Annotated in this window: 15 protein-coding genes and 2 tRNA genes; all 17 read left to right on the top strand. The window is 52.5% G+C overall.

Annotated elements, in window-relative coordinates:
- Positions 1 to 41: 41 nt before the first annotated feature.
- On the top strand, positions 42 to 674 hold the full coding sequence (locus CD000_RS15375) for a 50S ribosomal protein L25/general stress protein Ctc (RefSeq protein ID WP_012820446.1): 633 nt from the start codon (positions 42 to 44) through the stop codon (positions 672 to 674).
- Between the two features lie 60 nt (positions 675 to 734).
- Positions 735 to 1295, top strand: coding sequence for an aminoacyl-tRNA hydrolase (pth, locus tag CD000_RS15370; protein WP_021322636.1), 561 nt, complete (start codon positions 735 to 737; stop codon positions 1293 to 1295).
- 111 nt (positions 1296 to 1406) lie between these two features.
- Positions 1407 to 1637, top strand: a complete 231-nt coding sequence (gene fin / locus CD000_RS15365; protein ID WP_011229562.1) for an anti-sigma-F factor Fin — start codon at positions 1407 to 1409, stop codon at positions 1635 to 1637.
- An 89-nt stretch (positions 1638 to 1726) separates the two neighbouring features.
- A complete protein-coding gene (mfd, locus tag CD000_RS15360) occupies positions 1727 to 5260 on the top strand; it encodes a transcription-repair coupling factor (RefSeq protein WP_021322637.1) in 3534 nt (1177 codons plus the stop codon).
- 208 nt (positions 5261 to 5468) lie between these two features.
- Positions 5469 to 6005 (top strand): stage V sporulation protein T, encoded by a 537-nt coding sequence (gene spoVT, locus CD000_RS15355; protein ID WP_011229564.1) that lies wholly within the window; start codon positions 5469 to 5471, stop codon positions 6003 to 6005.
- A 273-nt stretch (positions 6006 to 6278) separates the two neighbouring features.
- On the top strand, positions 6279 to 7829 hold the full coding sequence (locus CD000_RS15350; RefSeq protein ID WP_096225973.1) for a putative polysaccharide biosynthesis protein: 1551 nt from the start codon (positions 6279 to 6281) through the stop codon (positions 7827 to 7829).
- Between the two features lie 6 nt (positions 7830 to 7835).
- Entirely contained in the window at positions 7836 to 9296 is a 1461-nt protein-coding gene (gene yabN, locus CD000_RS15345; protein WP_014194579.1) for a bifunctional methyltransferase/pyrophosphohydrolase YabN, read from the top strand.
- 14 nt (positions 9297 to 9310) lie between these two features.
- Positions 9311 to 9592: an RNA-binding S4 domain-containing protein gene (locus CD000_RS15340; protein ID WP_012820451.1), complete on the top strand. Its 282-nt coding sequence runs from the start codon at positions 9311 to 9313 to the stop codon at positions 9590 to 9592.
- Between the two features lie 122 nt (positions 9593 to 9714).
- The gene (yabP, locus tag CD000_RS15335; RefSeq protein ID WP_012820452.1) at positions 9715 to 10020 is read left to right on the top strand and encodes a sporulation protein YabP; all 306 of its coding nucleotides are present in this window, start codon (positions 9715 to 9717) and stop codon (positions 10018 to 10020) included.
- A complete protein-coding gene (yabQ, locus tag CD000_RS15330) occupies positions 10017 to 10649 on the top strand; it encodes a spore cortex biosynthesis protein YabQ (protein ID WP_096225972.1) in 633 nt (210 codons plus the stop codon). Before yabP ends, yabQ begins: the two co-directional genes overlap by 4 nt.
- A gap of 16 nt (positions 10650 to 10665) precedes the next feature.
- Positions 10666 to 11037: an FtsB family cell division protein gene (locus CD000_RS15325; protein WP_096225971.1), complete on the top strand. Its 372-nt coding sequence runs from the start codon at positions 10666 to 10668 to the stop codon at positions 11035 to 11037.
- Between the two features lie 118 nt (positions 11038 to 11155).
- Positions 11156 to 11554, top strand: a complete 399-nt coding sequence (locus CD000_RS15320; protein WP_011229571.1) for a S1 domain-containing RNA-binding protein — start codon at positions 11156 to 11158, stop codon at positions 11552 to 11554.
- Between the two features lie 173 nt (positions 11555 to 11727).
- A tRNA-Met gene (locus CD000_RS15315) sits at positions 11728 to 11804 on the top strand.
- A gap of 12 nt (positions 11805 to 11816) precedes the next feature.
- Positions 11817 to 11888 (top strand) — tRNA-Glu (locus tag CD000_RS15310).
- 197 nt (positions 11889 to 12085) lie between these two features.
- Positions 12086 to 14566 carry a stage II sporulation protein E gene (spoIIE, locus tag CD000_RS15305; RefSeq protein ID WP_011229572.1) on the top strand — a complete coding sequence of 827 codons (2481 nt, stop codon included), beginning with the start codon at positions 12086 to 12088 and terminating at the stop codon, positions 14564 to 14566.
- 29 nt (positions 14567 to 14595) lie between these two features.
- Positions 14596 to 15372 (top strand): vWA domain-containing protein, encoded by a 777-nt coding sequence (locus CD000_RS15300; RefSeq protein WP_020754013.1) that lies wholly within the window; start codon positions 14596 to 14598, stop codon positions 15370 to 15372.
- A complete protein-coding gene (locus CD000_RS15295; protein ID WP_096225970.1) occupies positions 15335 to 16309 on the top strand; it encodes a serine/threonine protein kinase in 975 nt (324 codons plus the stop codon). Before CD000_RS15300 ends, CD000_RS15295 begins: the two co-directional genes overlap by 38 nt.
- Positions 16310 to 16344 lie beyond the last annotated feature (35 nt).

The raw sequence follows: 16344 nt of genomic DNA, 5'->3' as shown, positions 1-16344 counted from the left end.
TAAAGTAGTCAATAGATTCTAATTCAGGAAGGTGAAGAAACATGGCGATTGTGTTGGAAGCGAAAGAACGCACAGACAAAAAACGTTCGACATTGCGGCGTATTCGTTCGCAAGGCGGCATTCCAGCGATTTTGTACGGCAAAAAAGTCGAAAACAAAATGATTTTCGTCAGCGCCGCTGAACTGGAAAAAGTGCTTCGTGAAGGCGGACGCACAAGCTTGCTGACGCTGAAAGTCGGCGGCGAGGACTACTCGGTGTTGCTGCGCGAGATGCAGCGCGATCCGTTGCGTGGCGAGTTGCTTCACGCCGATTTTCAAGCGGTTGATCTATCGACAGAAGTTGATATTGACGTTGAAGTTCGCTTAGTAGGCGAGGCGCCTGGCGTGAAGGATGGCGGCGTGTTGCAGCAAAACTTGCATGAGCTGTCCATCCGCGTCCTGCCGGCGAACATTCCTCCAGTGATCGAAGTGGACATTTCCGGACTGCAAGTCGGTGATACCGTCACCGTTGGCGACGTGCAAACGGACGGCAAATTTGAAATCAATCATGAACCTTCCGAAGTGATCGCCACGATCTTGCCGCCGCAACAAGAGGAAGAAATCGATAGCGGCGAACAGCAAGAGGCAGGGCAGCCTGATGCTGCGGAAGGAAGAGAAACGACGCCAGAAGAGTGACAGACGTAACCGTTTCGGTTACGTCTTTTGTAGTATCATGCAAAGAGAGGAGCGCGAGGATTGAAGCTGTTTGTCGGGCTCGGCAATCCGGGCAAGGAGTATGAGCAAACAAGGCACAATGTCGGTTTTTTCGTCATCGACGAACTGGCGAAGCGCTGGAATGTATCGTTAAAAACCGCTAAATTTCGCGGCTTGTTCGGAACGGCGTCCGTTTCTGGCGAAAAAGTGGCATTATGCAAACCGTTGACATATATGAATTTATCAGGGGAATGTGTTCGCCCACTTATGGATTACTACGACATTGCCATCGATGATGTCATCGTCATTTACGATGACCTCGATCTCCCGCCGGGAAAAATCCGCCTTCGTCTGAAAGGAAGCTCCGGCGGCCATAATGGCGTCAAATCGCTCATTCACCACCTTGGCACCGAGCAGTTTAAGCGCATTCGCATTGGCATCGGTCGGCCAACGAACGGGCAACCGGTTGCGGATTACGTGCTCAGCCGCTTTACGGAAGAGGAGAAACCGGCGGTGGACAAAGCGGTGCTGCGGGCTGCCGATGCGTGTGAACAGGCGGTGAAGGCGCCATTTATTCAAGTGATGAATGATTTTAACGAGTGAATATTTTCCTCTGAACTGGTGCACAATGTGAGTACGGGAGGCGGCCGAAGCGTCGGCTTCGCCTGCCTTGTGGGCGGAACAGCCCGGTGCCCAGTGAGGAGGTTGGCTTGAATGGCACTACATTACTATTGCCGCCATTGCGGTGCAAAAGTCGGAACGATTGAGCAAATGCCGATATACAGCGAGAAACTGGGATTCCACCACTTAACGGAAGAGGAACGGCTCGAGATGATTTCGTATGAACCGAACGGTGACATTCATGTGAAAACGATTTGCGAAGACTGTCAAGAGGCGCTGGCGCGAAACCCAGAATGGCATCAATACGAAAAATTCATCCATTAAGGGCGGCTTTGGGCGACCAAAGCGTTTTTGTGTTTGCGCCAGGCCAATGAAACGGAAAGAAACTGGCGTTGAGAGGAGGGAGAATAGGGGTGCTTTCGTTGCATCGCTATTTAGCTGAAAACCAAGATGTCCGTACGATCATCGAGGGGCTCCATGTCCGTTTGAAGGAACAGCTTGTCGCCGGGCTGTCCGGATCGGCCCGGTCTGTTTTTATTTCCACGCTTTACAAGGAGACAGGCCGGCCGCTGTTAGTCGTCTCTCACAATTTGTTTCAGGCGCAAAAAATGTATGACGATCTCGTTTCGTTGCTCGGGCCGGAAGACGTGTTCCTTTATTCAGTAAACGAAGTGATCGCCGCTGAGATGGCGGTCGCCAGCCCGGAGCTGAAGGCACAGCGCCTAGAGATTATGAACCATTGGGCGCAAGGCGGAAAAGGAGTCGTCGTCTGCCCGGTCGCCGGCTTGCGGCGTTTGTTGCCGCCGCCGTCGCTTTGGAAGCAGTATTTGTTCACCTTCTCCGTTGGACAAGAGTTCGATGTAGAACGTTGTAAACAGAAGTTTGTGCAAATGGGGTACAAACGGGTCGGCACCGTTTCCGCCCCCGGAGAGTTCAGCGTCCGCGGCGGCATCATCGACATTTATCCATTGACCGCTGAGCTTCCGTACCGCATCGAGCTGTTTGATACGGAAATCGAATCGATTCGGACGTTCACCCCTGACGACCAACGTTCGCAAGGGCAAATCGAGCGCATCATGATCGGGCCGGCCGATGAAATCATTCTCGATGGTGAGACGCGGCGCCGAGGAATCGAGCGGATTGAAGCGGGGCTTGCGTCGAGTTTGGAGACGATGAAAGATGAGGCCGCCAAACAGCGGATGTATGAACATATTCACGCTGAGCTTGAGCAATTGCGCGAGGGGCAGGAAATCGAGCAACAATATAAATATATGTCCCTTTTTTATGAAAAGGTTGCGAGTTTGCTAGATTACCTGCCAGAAGACGGCGTGCTGCTCATGGATGAAATGAGCCGGCTGCAAGAGGCGGCGGAACGGTTGGACCGCGAAGAGGCGGAATGGTATACGAGTTTGCTTGACAGTGGGAAAATGATTCATGGCGTGCCGCTTTCGCATTCGTTTTCTGAATTATTGCAAAAACATCGATTCCAGCGGGTATACTTATCGTTGTTTTTGCGCCATGTTCCGTATGCCCACCCACAAAACGTCGTCAATATTACGTGCAAACAAATGCAAAACTTCCATGGGCAAATGGCGCTTCTTCAATCCGAAGTCGAGCGGTGGAAAAAGGCAAACTATGCGGTCGTCTTTTTGGCGCCGAATGCAGAGCGGGTGAAAAAGCTGCAATCATTGCTTCAAGATTATGAGATTGACGCGCTGCCGCTCGCGCGCGATGCGGCTTTGCTGCATGGCAAATGCCAGCTCCTTGAAGGAGATTTAAATACCGGGTTTGAATTGCCGTTGCAAAAAATTGCCGTCATCACAGAAGAAGAGTTGTTCAAAAAACGGGTCAAACGCCCGGTGCGCCGGCAAAAGCTGTCCAACGCCGAGCGGATCAAAAGCTACGCCGAATTGCAAGTCGGCGACTACGTCGTCCATGTCAACCATGGCATCGGGAAATATTTAGGCATCGAGACGTTAGAAATCAACGGGGTGCATAAAGACTATATTCATATCCAGTACCAAGGCGGCGATACGCTGTATGTTCCGGTCGACCAAATGGATCAAGTGCAAAAATACGTCGGCTCGGAAGGAAAAGAACCAAAAATTTACAAACTAGGCGGTTCGGAATGGAAAAAGGTCAAAAAGAAAGTGGAATCATCCGTCCAGGATATTGCTGAAGATTTAATCAAGCTGTACGCCGAGCGTGAGGCAAGCAAAGGATATGCGTTTTCGCCGGACACCGAGATGCAGCGCGAATTTGAAGCGGCGTTTCCGTATCAAGAGACGGAAGATCAGCTTCGGTCGATTGAGGAAATTAAGCGTGATATGGAGAGCGACAAACCGATGGACCGCCTCCTTTGCGGCGACGTCGGCTACGGGAAGACGGAAGTGGCGTTGCGGGCGGCGTTTAAAGCCATTATGGACGGCAAACAAGTGGCCTTTCTTGTGCCGACCACGATTTTGGCCCAACAGCATTACGAAACGGTGCGCGAACGGTTTCAAGGGTTCCCAATCAACGTCGGACTGTTGAACCGCTTCCGGACGAAAAAGCAACAAGCCGAGATCATCAAAGGGCTAAAAGATGGGACGATCGATATGGTCATTGGAACGCATCGGCTGCTGTCGAAAGACGTGAAGTTTAAAGATTTAGGCTTGCTCATTATCGACGAGGAGCAACGGTTTGGCGTGGCGCATAAAGAAAAAATTAAGCAGCTGAAGGCGAACATCGACGTGCTCACCTTAACGGCGACGCCGATTCCGCGTACGTTGCATATGTCGATGATCGGCGTGCGCGATTTGTCGATCATCGAGACGCCGCCTGAAAACCGATTCCCGGTGCAAACGTATGTCATGGAATATACGCCCGAACTCGTCAAAGAGGCGATTGAACGTGAGCTCGCCCGCGACGGGCAGGTGTTTTTCCTTTACAACCATATTGAAGATATCGACTTGAAAGCGGAAGAAATCGCACAGCTTGTCCCGGAAGCGCGCGTCACTTACGTGCATGGCCGCATGTCGGAAACGGAGCTCGAATCGACGATTTTGGCGTTTTTGGAAGGGCAATACGATGTGCTGGTGACGACGACGATCATTGAAACGGGCATCGATATTCCGAATGTCAACACGCTTATCGTCTATGACGCCGACCGGATGGGATTGTCGCAGCTGTATCAGCTGCGCGGGCGCGTCGGCCGCTCCAACCGCGTCGCTTATGCGTATTTCACCTATCGGAAAGATAAAGTGCTCAATGAAGCGGCAGAAAAGCGGCTGCAAGCCATTAAAGAGTTTACCGAGCTCGGCTCTGGTTTTAAAATTGCCATGCGCGATTTGTCGATCCGCGGCGCGGGCAACATTCTCGGCGCCGAACAGCACGGCTTTATCGACTCGGTCGGATTCGATTTGTATTCGCAAATGTTGAAAGAAGCGATCGAGAAACGGCGCGGCATCAAGCGAGAAGACGAGCGGCCGGATGTCGTCATCGATGTCGAAGTCGACGCCTATATTCCGAGCACATACATTGCAGACGAGTTGCAAAAGATCGAGATGTACAAGCGATTTAAGGCAGTGGAGACGCTCGAAGACGTTGAGGCGCTGCGTGAGGAAATGGTCGACCGCTTCGGCGATTATCCAGATGAAGTTGCGTATTTGTTCCAAATTGCTGAGTTGAAGGTGTTGGCCAAGCAGCTTGGCGTCGAATCGATGAAGCAACATAAGCAGCAAATTGACATCTTGTTTACTGAACAGGCATCGAAAACGGTGGAAATCCAGCGTCTATCTGACATCGGACGCCGGCATGGCCGCTTATTCGGGTTTGGCATGGACGGAGCGAAGCTGAAAATTGTGCTCTATATCAAGGAAATGAAGCCGCACGAGTGGCTGATGATTTTAGAGGAGACGCTGCGGCGGCTGTCTGGGGTGGAAAATGAGAAGTCGGTGACGGCATAATCAAGAAAAAGTTTTATGATGTTTATCGTTTCCTGCATGTGGCGATAATGAAGGATGGGCAATTTTATCTAAAATGGCCAAAATCACTTTCATCACGTATAGAACGTGGATTGTGAAGGATACTAATGACAACAATGGTGAATTCCCCATTGAAAGGGTTCATCGGAGTATCCTTCAAATCCTAGATGAAAGTGAGGGTATACAAGGCATGAAAGCAACCGGTATTGTTCGTCGCATTGATGATTTAGGGAGAGTTGTCATTCCGAAGGAAATTCGCAGAACGTTGCGCATTCGCGAAGGAGATCCGCTCGAAATATTTGTTGACCGCGATGGAGAAGTCATTTTGAAAAAATATTCGCCGATCAGTGAATTAGGCGACTTTGCCAAAGAGTACGCCGAAGCGCTGTTTGACAGCCTCGGCCAGCCTGTGCTCATTTGCGACCGCGATGTATACATCGCTGTCGCCGGCGTTTCGAAAAAAGAGTATATGAACAAAAGCGTCAGCCCGTTGGTGGAAAAAGCCATGGAAGACCGCAATTCCATCCTCCATACGGAGGAAGGGGAAGTCGAGCTCGTTGACGGGATGACGGAAACGTTGAAGTCGTATACGATCGGCCCGATTGTCGCCAACGGCGATCCGATCGGAGCAGTCATCATTTTATCGCGCGAGAAAACGCTTGGTGAAGTGGAGCATAAAGCAGTAGAAACAGCCGCCAGCTTTTTGGCTCGACAAATGGAACAATAGGCGAAACAACAAGGCAGCTTCACAGGCTGCCTTTTTTTCCGCCCGGCAAATGGGGGCGAGATGCCTTGAATCCCGGAATCGCTTCCACATCCTGCTTTTTCGTCCGCTTGGCTTGCGGAACAGCGCATGAAGCCGTGCGAGTTGACCATCACCTTTGTCCAACAGGCGGAAGTTGCGCTATAATATCGAGCGTAGCCATAATGGCGCTTGGCGGCTTCTATCGCCCTCCGGCGTCTAGGTTGAGTGGGTTGTCTATGCGAGGGGAGAAACTGGATGGGAAACGTATGGAAAGGGGCGGCGATCTTAACGGCCGCCGCTTTGGCCGCGAAACTATTAAGCGCTTTGTACCGTGTTCCGTATCAAAATATGGTCGGGGACATTGGTTTTTATATTTACCAACAAGTGTACCCGATTTATGGCATCGTCGTCGCACTCTCGCTGACCGGCTACCCGGTTGCCGTCTCGAAGCTTGTCGCCGAGCGGTTGGCGGGACAGGATGAAGCGGGCGCTGCCGCTAGTGTGCGCGTCGCCTTGTTGGTGTTAAGCGTCCTTGGCGTCATCCTGTTTGCTTCGCTGTATCTAGGGGCGGGGGTGATTGCCTCGGCGATGGGCGATGGACGGCTTACGCCGCTCGTGCGCTTGCTTTCATTTTCGTTTTTGCTGTTTCCGCCCATCGCGTTGTTGCGTGGCTATTTCCAAGGGCGGCATGATATGACGCCGACAGCGGCGTCCCAAGTTGGCGAGCAATTCGTCCGGGTGACGGCGATTTTAGGGCTGTCGTATGGAGCGGTGCAGCGCGGCGCCGACGTCTATGCTTGCGGCATGGCAGCGGTCGCAGGGACGCTAGTAGGCATGGCGGCGGCGCTTTTCATTTTGCTTTTCTTCCTGTCCCGGCGTCGGCGGCTAAAAACGTCGGGCCGCACGCCGCCAGCTTGGGATCGACAGGTGGGCCGGCGTTTATTGACGGCGGGGACGGTCATTTGCTTGACGAATATGGCGTTGACGCTGATTCCACTCGTCGATTCATTTTTATTCGTTCCGCTTCTACAGGAAGCGGGGGCAAGGCTCGATGAGGTGCAGCGGCTAAAAGGAGTGTACGACCGCGGTCAGCCGCTCATTCAGCTCGGCACGGTCGTCGGCACGTCGTTTTCATTGGCGCTTGTTCCACTTCTTTCCGGAGCGCGCCGCCAAGGTGCCGTTTTCGCCTATGGAGCGCTGTCCATCCGGCTTGCCGTTGTCATTGGGCTTGGTGCTTCGTTAGGGCTCATTTGCCTCATTCGACCGATCAATGTGATGTTGTTCGAGAATGACTACGGTTCGTCGGTTCTCGCCGTCTTGTCCTCCTCTGTCTTTTTTACTACGATCGCGTTGACCGCCTCTGCATTATTGCAAGGAATGGGGAGGGAATGGACGGCCGCTGCCGGCGTGGCGTTGGCAGTGGCGGGGAAGGCCGCGCTTATGCATTGGCTTGCTCCGCGGTTTGGAGCGCTTGGCGCCGCCGCGGCGACGACGGGTGCTTATGCGCTCATGGCAGGCTTTTTATGCGCCTTTTTGCCGCGTGAATATCGGACGGCGGGCCGGAAATACATGTACCCAACCGTGAAAGCGGCCGCTATGATGGCCGTCGTCTTGCATGGGTATAGGTGGCTGATGGACAGCTCGAGCGAGGGGCGGTTATGGGCGGCTGCCGAGGCGCTCGGCGGCGTTGCCATCGGTGCTGTCGTTTACCTTGCGTGTATTGTGAAAGGACATGTTTTTTCTGAACAGGAGTTGGCAGCTTTCCCATTGGCTAATAAATTCCGTCTACGATTAGGAGGCAGGTGATCGGCGATGAATACGATTTATGTGTTCGGCCTCGGCGCCGGAGATGTAAAACAGCTGCCGATCGGTGTGTACCGAAAGCTAAAGCGGGCGCATCCGCTCTTTTTGCGGACGAAAGAACACCCGGTGGTCAAATGGCTTACGGAGGAAGGGATTGCGTTTACGTCATTTGATGAAGTGTATGAAAAACACGAGCAGTTTGCGGATGTGTACGCTGACATCGTCGATCGATTGACGGAACAGGCGAAGCGCGGCGATGTGTTTTACGCTGTTCCCGGCCATCCGCTTGTTGCCGAGCGGACGGTGCAGCTTCTTTTCGAAGCTGAGCGGCGCGGCGTCTGCCGAATCGTGATCGAAGGTGGTCAAAGCTTTTTGGATGCGCTGTTTACGGCGGTGCGCATCGATCCAATTGAAGGGTTTCAGTTGCTTGATGCGACGACTTTTCGAGGAGAAGAATGGTCGCCCTCACTGCATGCTGTTTTTTGTCAAGTGTACGATTCGTTTGTGGCCTCGAACGTGAAGCTTTCTTTGATGGAGCAGCTTCCCGACGATTACCCGATCTACATTGTCACCGCGGCAGGCACGAAGGACGAGCAAGTAAAGCGCGTGCCGCTTTATGAGTTGGACCGCGAGACGGGGCTTGACAACTTGACAAGCGTCTACGTGCCGCCGGTGAAGGACGAGCCGTTGCTTTACCACCGGTTTGAGACGCTGCGCCGCGTCATCGCCACGCTGAGAGGGCCGAACGGCTGTCCATGGGATCGGAAGCAGACGCATGCGTCGCTGAAGCGCTATTTGCTTGAGGAGGCGTATGAGCTGCTCGAGGCGATTGACGAGGGTGACGATGATCATATGGTCGAGGAGCTCGGCGACGTATTGCTGCAAGTAATGCTCCATGCGCAAATCGGCGCCGACCGAGGGTTGTTTTCGATCGACGACGTCATCCGCACGCTGACGGCGAAAATGATCCGACGCCACCCGCATGTGTTTGGCGATGTCACGGCCGAGACGGCCGAACAAGTCGTTGCCAACTGGGAGAAGATCAAGGAGAAAGAAAAAGGAGGCGGGCTTTCGGAATCGATTCTTGCCGACATTCCGAAAAGTCTGCCGGGGACGATGCGGGCGTACGAGCTGCAGAAACGAGCGGCGAAAGTCGGGTTTGACTGGGATGATGCCGCGCCGATATGGCAAAAAGTCGAAGAAGAAATGGCCGAGTTTCGAGCCGAAACGTCCGGCGGCCGTCGCGATCGGCTTGTCGGCGAGTTTGGCGATCTATTGTTCGCGCTCATCAACCTTGCCCGTTATTACGGGATTCAACCGGAAGAAGCGTTGCAAATGGCCAACGACAAATTTGCCCGCCGTTTCGCTTATATCGAGGAACAAGTGCGAAAAAGCGGCCGGTCGATCACCTCGTTTTCGCTTGCCGAACTCGATCGTTTTTGGGAAGAAGCCAAAGAAAACGAACGGTAAAGGGGGATCATGCAATGCGCCTTGATAAATTTTTAAAAGTGTCCCGCCTCATCAAACGCCGCACGTTGGCGAAGGAAATCGCCGATCAAGGGAGAGTGTGGATCAACGGCCATGTCGCCAAAGCGAGCTCCGATGTGAAAGTCGGCGATGAATTGACGATTCAATTTGGGCAAAAGCGGGTAACGGTAAAAGTGACGGATCTAAAAGAAACAACGAAAAAAGAGGAGGCAACCGGGCTGTACGAATTGATCCGCGAAGAACGGACCACCCCGGCGCCGGAACAAGACGACGTCTAATTTGTCCTGCAGGCTTGTTCTAAACCATCCCCCGCTGACATACATATGGTACAAACAACGGATGAGAAAAGGCGGTTGGCCTTGCCGGCTTTCTATACTAAATGGAAATGCGGGGGATGAACATGAGTCGACACGATGAATTTGGCGGAAGCACGAACAAAGGTCCGGTCCAGGAACATGATGTGATCATGCGCGGCCGGCGCCTTCTTGACATCACCGGGGTGAAACAAGTCGAGAGCTTTGACAACGAGGAGTTTTTGCTTGAGACGGTCATGGGCTTTTTGGCCATCCGCGGGCAAAACTTGCAGATGAAAAACTTAGATGTCGACAAAGGCGTTGTTTCGATTAAAGGGCGCATTTTCGACCTCGTTTATTTAGATGACCATCAGGAGAAGGCTAAAGGATTCTTTAGCAAGTTGTTCAAATGAATGTCAGCATACAGCTGTACACCATGCTGGTGATGATTGGCATGGGCGGCTGGCTTGGCCTGGCGTGGGATACGTACAGCCGGATGTTGAAACGGCATGAGCGGGCGCACTGGCTCGTCTTTGTGAATGACGTGCTGTTTTGGGCGGTGCAGGCGCTCATCGTGTTTTATGTGCTTCTTTTCGTCAATGAAGGCGAGCTTCGCTTTTATTTGTTTCTCGCGCTTTTATGCGGATATGCCGCTTATCAAAGCTTGCTCCGCTCCTTTTATGTTCGGGTGCTCGAGTGGTTCATTGGGCTGGCGGTAAGACTCGGACAGACGCTCGTTCAGCTGTTCCGCCTCATGGTCATGCGCCCGCTCATCCTCCTTGGGCAAATGGCGCTGGCACTTCTATTGTTCGCTTGGCGGCTTTTGTTGTGGATCGTTCGGTTTGTGCTGCTGGCTGTTTGGAAGATGATCCGCCTTTTGCTTGCTCCGCTGCGTTGGACGGGCATCATGATTTGGCGGCGGGTGCCGCCGCAAAGACGAGCCGGGGTGGAAAAATTTTTTCGACGTTTAAAAGGATTTGCTGGACAAATCAAGAATACAAAAGAGAAAATAAGCATGTGGTTTGCGAAATGGCGCGAGTAAAAGAGGTGTAAACGCGATGAACGTGCCCCGGAGAACGAATGTGACGAAGCTGTCGTCGACGTACATAGCGGAGCATGAGGAGAAAAAGCAGAAGGCGGCGAGAAGACGGCGGGTTGTCGCTGTCCGTTTGGTTGTCTGGTCGTTGTTGTTTGCGATATTCGCCTCCGCTCTTGTCTACACCTTGCACTCGCAAGCGAAGGTGATCGATGCAAAAACGGCGGAACAGCAAAAGCTGAAAGAGCAGCTTGCGGAGCTTGAACGGAAGGAAAAGCAACTGAAAGAGGAAATGAAAAAGTTGCATGATGATGACTATATCGCCGAGCTGGCGCGGAAAAAATATTACTTATCGAAAGATGGAGAAATTATTTTCGTCTTGCCGGAAAAATAATTTTGCCTGCGAATGCCCGTTTTCTATGGGCATTCGTCATATTGACACGCATTTTTTTCATTCGCTATAATAAAAAAAACACCATCTTTAAAGCGTTTTAAGGAGGAGCACTTTTTTTATGTCGATTGAAGTAGGCAGCAAGTTACAAGGCAAGGTCACGGGCATTACGAAATTTGGGGCGTTTGTGGAGCTGCCGGAGGGGGTCACAGGACTCGTTCACATTAGCGAGGTAGCCGATAACTATGTCAAAGACATCAACGATCATCTGAAAGTCGGCGATATGGTGTATGTCAAAGTCATCAACGTCGGTCAAGATGGAAAAATCGGCCTGTCCATTCGCAAAGCAAAAGACACGCCTTCTTCGCAGCGGCCGCGCCATCGGACAAACGACCGCTCCGCGGCGGACAGCTTAGAACAAAAAATCAGCCGATTCTTAAAAGAGAGTGAAGACCGATTGGCATCGCTGCGCCGTCATACGGAGTCGAAGCGGGGAGGTCGTGGAGCGAGACGAGGGTAACTTGCTGCTGAAAGATTGTTTGAAGGATGACAAATTCGGAAACAAGCATCCGTCGCTATGGATGCTTTTTTGTTTCTGTATGGAATAAGAGGATATATTTCCCCTCTGCATTTTCCGCCTATATGTATTGACAATCGTCATCCCCTCCGTTATGATATAAACTGTTGTCACACGGCGGTGTAGCTCAGCTGGCTAGAGCGTACGGTTCATACCCGTGAGGTCGGGGGTTCGATCCCCTCCACCGCCACCAACAATCCAACATGGCCCGTTGGTCAAGTGGTTAAGACACCGCCCTTTCACGGCGGTAACACGGGTTCGAATCCCGTACGGGTCATCGCAAACGAGCATGCGCCATCAAGCGACATGCTCGTTTTTCTTTTTTGCCTCTTTCTGTCGGAACAAGCCTGTTGACCGCGTTTTGCCGTGGAAAACGTCGAACGATTTTTTATTTTTCTCTGTGGTTTTGACAAATTTCTGATAATTCAAGCGATATAATAGGGGGTAATAGAAAGGTAAAGGAGAGGATCGGGAATGGAAAGAGTAGAAAGAGGGACGGTGCGCCGCAGCATTTCGGAAGTGCCGATTCATGACACGCAAGCAACGGTGTCGCGCTGGATGCGCCATGTGAAGCTGCGCCTCGGTCATCTGTTCATCCATCAAGGCTTTTTGCTTCTTCTTGTCGGCTTTTTGCTTGGACGAGCATTGATTTTATCGAAGCTGACCCCGTTCGCTTTGCCATTTTTCGTTTCGGTCTATATGCTGCGCCGCGACAAGGCCGCTTTTGCGTTGATCTCGCTGTTGGCCGGTGCTTTGACGCTGTCGCTTGATGTGGCGCTGTTTGTCGGCGTTTCCATTTTTGGCTTTCTCTTTATTTACGGATGGGTGCGGAGGGTGATCAGTGAGTCACTGAAAATCGTTCCATTTGTTGTGTTTGTGCTGTCTCTTTCCGCCAAATGGCTGATCTCCTATTATTGGCTCGGAGAGCGATCGGTCTACGGCGCCGCCATGGCGGTCGTCGAAGCCGGGCTGTCGCTTGTATTGACCTTGATTTTTATGCAAAGCATCCCGTTGTTGACAGTGCAGAAGCATAAACATGCGTTGCGAGCGGAAGAGATCATTTCGTTGATCATTTTGCTCGCCTCGATGTTGACCGGGATGATCGGTTGGGCTGTGTACGGTTTGTCGCTTGAGCATGTGATGTCGCGCTACCTCGTTTTGTTGTTCGCGTTTGTCGCCGGAGCGGCGACCGGCTCCACCGTCGGCGTTGTCACCGGGCTTGTACTGAGCTTGGCAAATGTCGGCAACTTGTCGGAAATGAGTTTGCTTGCTTTCGCCGGGCTGCTTGGCGGGTTGCTGAGGGAAGGGAAAAAACTTGGGGTGGCGTTCGGCCTCCTCGTCGCGACGCTGTTGCTTGGTTTATACGGCGAAGGGAAGAGTGAGCTTGTGCCGACGCTGTTTGAATCCGGCATCGCAATTATGCTGTTTTTTGGTACATCCCGTTCACTGACGGAGAAAATCGCCAAATACATTCCCGGCACGGCAGAATATATAAATGAGCAACAACAATACGTCCGGAAAATCCGCGATATGACGGTGCAACGCGTCTCGCAGTTTTCCAACGTCTTTCAGGCGCTGGCGGAAAGCTTTTCGCCCGAACCGCTTCCGGATGCTAATGAATACAGCGACCGTGAAGTCGACTATTTTTTGAGCGACATCACGGAAAAAACGTGCCAAACGTGCTTTAAGAAGACGCAATGCTGGGCGGACAACTTTCGTACAACCTATGCGTACATGAAGCAAATGATGGGCGAGGCGGACGAAAAAACATTGTCGCAAAACCATCAGTTGCTGCGCGAGTGGGAGCGGTATTGCGTCAAGGCCGGCAAAGTCGTCGACGCGATTGAAAAAGAGATGGTTGCTTATCAAGCAAACCGCAAGCTCAAACGGCAAATCCACGAAAGCCGGAAGCTTGTCGCTGAACAGCTGTTGGGCGTTTCGCAAGTGATGGACGATTTCGCCAAAGAAATGCAGAAAGAACAGGAAAACCATTATTTGCAGGAAGAACAAATTTACCATGCGCTGCAAGAGTTTGGCATCGAAGTGGGCCATGTCGACATTTACAGTTTGGAAAAAGGAAATATCGATATTGAAATGAGCATTCCTTACTGCGAAGGGCGGGGTGAGTGCGAAAAACTGATTGCGCCGATGCTGTCAGATATTTTGGGAGAGACGATCGTCGTCAAGCGCGAAGAGTGCGCCGCCTACCCGAACGGCTACTGCCGCGTCGCCTTCGGCTCGACGAAAGCGTTCGTCGTCGAAACGGGCGTCGCGTTTGCCGCCAAAGGAGGGGGATTCATTTCTGGCGACAGTTATGCAACGATTGAACTTGCTACCGGCAAGTACGCCGTTGCCATCAGCGATGGCATGGGCAATGGGGAGCGGGCGCATGACGAAAGCCGCGAGACGCTGCGCCTGTTGCAAAAGATTTTGCAGACGGGAATGGACGAGTCGATTGCCATCAAATCGATCAATTCGATTTTGGCATTGCGGACGACAGAAGACATGTATGCGACGCTGGATTTGGCCATCATCGACTTGCAAAACGCGGCGACGAAGTTTTTGAAAATCGGATCGACGCCAAGCTTTATTAAGCGCGGTGACAAGGTGATGAAAGTGGAAGCGAGCAACTTGCCGATGGGCATCATTAAAGAAGTGGAATTTGACGTTGTCACCGAGCAGCTGAAATCGGGCGACTTGCTCATTATGATGAGCGATGGTGTGTTTGAAGGGCCGATGAACGTCGAAAACCATGATGTTTGGATGAAGCGGAAAATTCAAGAATTAAAGACGAACGACCCGCAGGAAGTCGCCGATTTGATCATGGAAGAAGTGATCCGCCAATGCGGCGGCGAGATTGAAGACGATATGACCGTCGTTGTCGCCAAAGTTCGGCACAATACGCCGAAATGGGCGACGATTCCGGCATACATGTATATGAAAAAGGCGCAATAGCTAGCGTATAAAAACGTTCCCCTGCGGCGATGATGGTAATACATTCGCCAAGGAGGGGAACGAACGTGCGAAAGGGAACGTTGCGGCAAATTTTGCTCATTACCGATGGCTGCTCCAACCATGGTGAGGACCCAGCCGCCATGGCGGCGCTAGCCCGTGAGCAAGGCATTACGGTGAACGTGATCGGCATCTTGGACCAAGGTGCGATGGATGAAAACGGACGGCGGGAAATTGAAGCGATCGCCGCGGCTGGCGGCGGGATGAGCCAAGTCGTGTACGCGAAACAGCTGTCGCAAACCGTGCAAATGGTGACGCGCCAAGCGATGACTCAGACGTTGCAAGGGCTCGTCAATCGCGAGTTGAAACAAATCTTTGGTTCTGACGTTTCGCTTGAGGACTTGCCGCCGGACAAGCGCGGCCAAGTGATGGAAGTCGTCGATGAACTCGGGGAAACGGTTGCCCTTGATGTGCTCATTTTGATCGATACGAGCGGGAGCATGAAAACAAAACTGCCGACCGTCAAAGAGGCGCTCATCGATTTATCGCTCAGCTTAAATGCGCGCATGGGCGAAAACCGCTTTTCGGTGTTCATCTTCCCGGGAAAACGGGCGCACGCCGAAAAAATGATCGACTGGACGCCAAGGATTGAAGAGTTGTCCACTATCTTTCCGAAATTGGCGTCGGGCGGGCTGACGCCGACCGGACCGGCGCTGCGTGAGGCAATCGCCTATTTTGAGCGTAAACGGTCGTTAAGGAGCTGGATCGGCGATGGCGATGAGCCATACATCGAAGAATCGTCTTTGTAATTTGCCGCCTGGTACGGTCATCACTGGGAAATGGCACGGCCGTTCCTACCGGCTGCTGCGGCGGCTTGGCAGCGGGGCGAACGGCGTCGTCTATTTGGCGGAGAACGGCCGGACTCGCGTCGCCGTCAAGTTGAGCGATGACTATGCGTCATTGGCATCGGAAATGAATATATTGCGCCGTTTTGCTAAGGTCCAGGGAGCCGCCCTCGGGCCTTCTTTGCTGGAAGCCGATGACTGGCAAAGCCCGTTTGCGCGGGAGACGATCCCGTTTTATGTGATGGAGTATATTGAAGGGGAGAATTTCGCTGCTTTCATCCGCCGCCGTGGAAAAGAATGGGCGCCCGTGCTCGTGATGCAGCTGTTGTCGGTGCTTGATCGGCTTCATCAAGAAGGATGGGTATTTGGGGATTTAAAGCCGGATAATTTGATCGTTACCGGGTCGCCGCCGTCGGTTCGGTTGCTTGATGTGGGCGGGACGACGCTGCAAGGAAGGGCGGTAAAAGAGTTTACTGAGCTGTATGACCGCGGCTATTGGGGGCTTGGATCGCGCAAAGCGGAGCCATCTTACGACTTGTTTGCGGCGGCGATGGTGATGATTTCTTCTTGCTGCCCGGGGCCGATTGAGAAAAAGGGTGACGGTCGGGCGCAGCTGTTGTCCATCATTGAAACGGACCGCTTTTTAACCCGATACAAGGAGGTGCTGCAAAAGGCGCTTGACGGCCAATATCGAAAGGCGGCCGATATGCGTCGCGACTTATTGGCCGCCTCTTCCCGCCATACATCGGCGGAAAACGAAAGAAAGGCAGTGCCAAGCCGTCGGTCGGGGCGGCAGGTGAAACGGCGCCGCCAAGCGAGAGGGATTGTCGAAACGGTGGTCATCGCCGCCGCATTGCTGGGCGCCTATGCCTTTTATATATATTGGCAGCTGGCGATGTAATTTTTTTTTGAGAAAACAAGGCGGACGTGTTACGA

The organism is Geobacillus sp. FJAT-46040, assembly GCF_002335725.1.
GTDB classification, from domain to species: Bacteria; Bacillota; Bacilli; order Bacillales; family Anoxybacillaceae; genus Geobacillus; species Geobacillus thermoleovorans.
The sequence above is the reverse complement of the archived record's forward strand: the minus strand, read 5'-3'. Positions and strand labels throughout refer to the sequence as shown.